Annotated in this window: 4 protein-coding genes and 2 pseudogenes; 2 read left to right on the forward strand and 4 right to left on the reverse strand. The window is 63.8% G+C overall.

Going from position 1 to position 4,350, the window contains the following annotated elements; translation table 11 throughout:
• From FCU40_RS22615 to rpsL, 4 genes are all read right to left on the reverse strand, one after another.
• On the reverse strand, positions 1 to 440 hold a 440-nt coding region (locus tag FCU40_RS22615), incomplete at its 3' end, for a GTP-binding protein (RefSeq protein WP_168078048.1).
• A 134-nt stretch (positions 441 to 574) separates the two neighbouring features.
• The gene (gene fusA, locus FCU40_RS22620) at positions 575 to 2,653 is read right to left on the reverse strand and encodes an elongation factor G (RefSeq protein WP_004624014.1); all 2,079 of its coding nucleotides are present in this window, start codon (positions 2,651 to 2,653) and stop codon (positions 575 to 577) included.
• A 116-nt stretch (positions 2,654 to 2,769) separates the two neighbouring features.
• Positions 2,770 to 3,243 (reverse strand): 30S ribosomal protein S7, encoded by a 474-nt coding sequence (gene rpsG, locus FCU40_RS22625; protein ID WP_004624018.1) that lies wholly within the window; start codon positions 3,241 to 3,243, stop codon positions 2,770 to 2,772.
• Between the two features lie 12 nt (positions 3,244 to 3,255).
• Positions 3,256 to 3,627, reverse strand: coding sequence for a 30S ribosomal protein S12 (gene rpsL / locus FCU40_RS22630; RefSeq protein ID WP_004624021.1), 372 nt, complete (start codon positions 3,625 to 3,627; stop codon positions 3,256 to 3,258).
• A 23-nt stretch (positions 3,628 to 3,650) separates the two neighbouring features.
• Here rpsL and FCU40_RS22635 point away from each other — a divergent pair.
• Together FCU40_RS22635 and FCU40_RS22640 are read left to right on the forward strand one after the other, a co-directional pair.
• Positions 3,651 to 3,914: pseudogene (locus FCU40_RS22635) on the forward strand (hypothetical protein).
• 138 nt (positions 3,915 to 4,052) lie between these two features.
• Positions 4,053 to 4,350 (forward strand): annotated as a pseudogene (locus FCU40_RS22640) (hypothetical protein); the annotation flags it as partial.

Here is a 4,350-nt window from a genome sequence, read left to right on the forward strand (position 1 = left end):
AGCAGCTCTTCGTCGTCGACCATGTCGACCTTGTTCATGAACACGACCAGGGCGGGCACGCCGACCTGACGGGCCAGCAGGATGTGCTCGCGGGTCTGCGGCATCGGGCCGTCGGCGGCCGACACGACCAGGATCGCGCCGTCCATCTGGGCCGCGCCGGTGATCATGTTCTTCACGTAGTCGGCGTGGCCGGGGCAGTCGACGTGAGCGTAGTGACGGTTTTGCGTCTCATACTCGACGTGGGCGGTGTTGATCGTGATGCCGCGGGCCTTTTCTTCCGGCGCGGCGTCGATGTCGGCGTAGTTCTTGGCGGTCGCGCCGCCCGTCTTCGCCAGCACGATCGTGATCGCGGCAGTCAGCGTGGTCTTGCCATGGTCAACGTGACCGATGGTGCCGATGTTGCAGTGCGGCTTAGTGCGTTCGAACTTTTCCTTGGCCATCTTCTTAGCTCCAGGACCCCAGAACCCTTCAAGATGGGGGGGCCTTCAGATTGATTGAACTTCTGGGGTTTGGCGAAAGGGGCTCCTTTGAACCCCTTTCAATCCTGCGTCTAGGCTTTTCCGAGAGGGAAAGCTTAGGCGTACTTCTTGATCACTTCGTCGGCGACGTGTTGCGGCACCGGATCGTAGTGGTCGTAGACCATGCTGAACTGAGCGCGGCCTTGCGACATGCCCCGCAGGGTGTTCACGTAACCGAACATGTTGGCCAGCGGGACATAGGCGTTCACGACCGTCGCGTTGCCGCGCATGTCTTGACCCTGGATCATGCCGCGGCGGCTGTTCAGGTCGCCGATGACCGAGCCCAGATATTCTTCCGGCGTCACGACCTCGACCTTCATGATCGGCTCGAGCAGCTTCGGAGCGCCCTTTTCGCGCAGCTCCTTGAAGGCGGCGCGGGCGGCGATTTCGAAGGCCAGGACCGACGAGTCGACGTCGTGGAACTTGCCGTCCGTCAGGGTCGCCTTGAAGTCGATCAGCGGGAAGCCGGCCAGCAGGCCGCTGTCCTTGACCGATTCCAGGCCCTTCTGGACGCCGGGGATGTATTCCTTCGGCACGGCGCCGCCGACGATCGCGCTTTCGAACACGAAGCCCGAACCCGGCTCGCCCGGTTCGAAGGTGATCATGACGCGGGCGAACTGGCCCGTACCACCGGTCTGCTTCTTGTGCGTGTAGTCGATGTCGACCTTGCGGCCCAGCGATTCACGATAGGCCACCTGCGGCGCGCCGATGTTGGCTTCGACCTTGTAGGTGCGCTTCAGGATGTCGATCTTGATGTCGAGGTGCAGTTCGCCCATGCCCTTCAGGATCGTCTGGCCCGACTCGAAGTCGGTCGAGACGGTGAAGGACGGGTCTTCGGCGGCCAGCTTCTGCAGGGCGACGCCCAGCTTTTCCTGGTCGGCCTTCGACTTCGGCTCGACGGCGATTTCGATAACCGGGGCCGGGAACTCCATGCGCTCCAGGATGACCGGCGACTTCAGCGGATCGCACAGGGTGTCGCCCGTGCGGGTTTCCTTCAGGCCCGCCAGGGCGACGATGTCGCCGGCATAGGCTTCCTTGATGTCTTCGCGGTTGTTCGAATGCATCAGCAGCATGCGGCCGACCCGCTCGCGCTTGTCGCGCGTCGAGTTCAGCAGGCTCATGCCGGTTTCCATCTTGCCCGAATAGATGCGGCAGAAGGTCAGCGAACCGACGAAGGGGTCGTCCATGATCTTGAACGCCAGAACCGACAGCGGTTCGTCGTCCGAGGCCTTGCGGGTGATTTCTTCTTCGGTCTTGAAGTCGATGCCCTTGGTCGGCGGGATGTCCACCGGCGACGGCAGGTAGTCGACGACGGCGTCGAGCAGCGGCTGGACGCCCTTGTTCTTGAAGGCCGAGCCGCAGAGGATCGGATAGAAGGCGCCGGTCAGCACGGCCTTACGGATGCACTTCTTGATCGTCTCGATCGAGGGCTCTTCGCCGCCCAGATAGGCTTCCATGGCTTCGTCGTCGAGTTCGACGGCGTTCTCGACCAGATAGGCGCGGGCTTCCACGGCCTTGTCCATCAGGTCGGCCGGGATTTCTTCGTCACGGTACGACGCGCCCAGGCCGTCATTGTCCCAGATCACGGCCTTCATGCGGACCAGGTCAACCAGACCCTTCAGGTTCGACTCGGCGCCGATCGGGAATTGGATCGGCACGGCCTTGGCGCCCAGGCGGTCGCGGATCGACTCGACCGACTTGTCGAAGTCGGCGCCGATCTTGTCCATCTTGTTGACGAACACGATCCGCGGAACCTTGTATTTGTCGGCCTGACGCCAGACGGTTTCGGTCTGCGGCTCGACGCCGGCGTTGCCGTCCAGCACCGTCACGGCGCCGTCGAGGACGCGCAGCGAGCGCTCGACTTCGATGGTGAAGTCGACGTGCCCGGGGGTGTCGATGATGTTCAGGCGCTTTTCTTGCCAGAAAGCGGTCGTCGCGGCCGACGTGATCGTGATGCCGCGCTCTTGCTCCTGCTCCATCCAGTCCATGGTCGCGGCGCCGTCGTGGACTTCGCCGATCTTGTGGGACTTACCGGTGTAATACAGGATCCGCTCGGTCGTCGTCGTCTTACCGGCGTCGATGTGCGCCATGATGCCGAAGTTGCGGTAGTCTTCGATTTTATGCGTGCGGGGCATAGCGATCGCTCTGCGAAACGGGACGGCCCAGGACGGACACGACCGGGATTAAACGTGCGGCGCGGGCGGTTTATCTCAAACCGCCCGCGCCTGAAAGAGTGCTGGAAGCGAAAAGCTTACCAGCGATAGTGCGAGAACGCCCGGTTGGCTTCCGCCATCTTGTGGGTGTCTTCGCGCTTCTTCACGGCGGTGCCGCGGTTGTTCGAGGCGTCGAGCAGCTCACCGGCCAGCTTTTCGGTCATGGTGTTTTCGCCACGCTTGCGAGCGGCGGTCACCAGCCAACGGATGGCCAGGGCGCGGCGACGGTCCGGACGGACTTCAACCGGCACTTGGTACGTGGCGCCGCCGACGCGGCGCGAACGGACTTCGATCGCCGGAGCGACGTTGTCCAGGGCGGAGTGGAAGGTTTCGAGCGGACCTTGGTCCTTGCGCTTGGCTTCCAGGATATCGAAAGCGCCGTAGATGATGTTTTCGGCGACGGCTTTCTTACCTTCGTACATCACGTAGTTCATGAACTTCGTGACAACCAGGTCCCCGAACTTCGGATCCGGCAGAACCTGGCGCTTCTCGGCGCGACGGCGACGGGACATTCTTCTTCTTCCTTACTTCGGACGCTTGGCGCCGTAGAGCGAACGACGCTGCTTACGATCCTTGACCCCTTGGGTGTCGAGGACGCCGCGCAGGATGTGATAACGGACGCCGGGCAAGTCCTTGACGCGGCCGCCGCGGATGAGCACCACCGAGTGCTCCTGCAGGTTGTGACCTTCGCCCGGGATGTAGCACACGGCTTCGATGCCGGTGGTCAGACGGACCTTGGCGACCTTACGGAGAGCCGAGTTCGGCTTCTTCGGGGTCGTGGTGTAAACGCGGGTGCAAACGCCGCGACGTTGCGGGCAGCCCTTCAGGGCCGGCACCTTGTTCCGCACCGGCTTCGGAGAGCGCGGCTTACGGATGAGCTGGTTAATGGTAGGCATTAAGTCTCTGCTCTGATGGAAGCGTGTGCCTTTCGGCCGAGGCGCTTCAGGTCCTTGTCTTTGTTGTTCTTGGTTCAAGGCTCCGCTTGGAGACCCGATAAACACGAAACTCGCCGGGGCGCGGGAAGCACACCGGCGGGTTCAAGCTCCCTTGGCCGAAAAGTCCGTCGGGAACGCACGCTCATCAGGACGCACGCGAACGCGCGCCTCGAAAAAGAGCGCGGTATGTACTCGCGAAGCCGCCAAACGTCAACCGCCTGTTCCCGCGTCGGTTAACGCCGCCTTAAGGCCCCATTCGGAGCCTGTTTTCGCCACCAGAGGCTGTATAGCGTCACGCTGGGATGGGGCGCTTGTCTTCCCGCGCCTCCACGCCATGTGGGAGTCAGCGGAAGGCGGGGCAAGGAGGGCGGGTGGCGTCGAGCGTCATGCGGAGCGGAGACAGGCGACGGCGGGCGACGATTCTCGCCGGCTCGCTGCTGCTGCATGGGGCGTTGCTGGCTTGGCTGGCCCTGCCGGTTCCGCCGCTGGTCGAGCGCATGGCCGCCGAAGACCTGTCCACGGTGACCATCGACCTGATCCGCCCCCGGCCCAAGGACGTCGAGGCCAGGCCCGCCCGCGCCGCGACCGCCCCGTCCTCGCCGCTGCCCCGGTTCCAGGCGCGCCCGCCCGCGCGCCCCGTTCCCGCCGGCGTCCCGACCCTGAGCGTTCCCGCCTCGGGCCTCG

The sequence above is a fragment of the Caulobacter sp. SSI4214 genome (genome assembly GCF_012184455.1).
In the GTDB taxonomy this organism is placed as follows: domain Bacteria; phylum Pseudomonadota; class Alphaproteobacteria; order Caulobacterales; family Caulobacteraceae; genus Caulobacter; species Caulobacter vibrioides_E.

What these genes read in the sequence shown, in the direction of transcription:
- fusA (WP_004624014.1), bottom strand. Translation starts at nt 2,653, where the DNA reads ATGCCCCGCACGCATAAAATCGAAGACTACCGCAACTTCGGCATCATG.
- rpsG (WP_004624018.1), bottom strand. Translation starts at nt 3,243, where the DNA reads ATGTCCCGTCGCCGTCGCGCCGAGAAGCGCCAGGTTCTGCCGGATCCG.
- rpsL (WP_004624021.1), bottom strand. Translation starts at nt 3,627, where the DNA reads ATGCCTACCATTAACCAGCTCATCCGTAAGCCGCGCTCTCCGAAGCCG.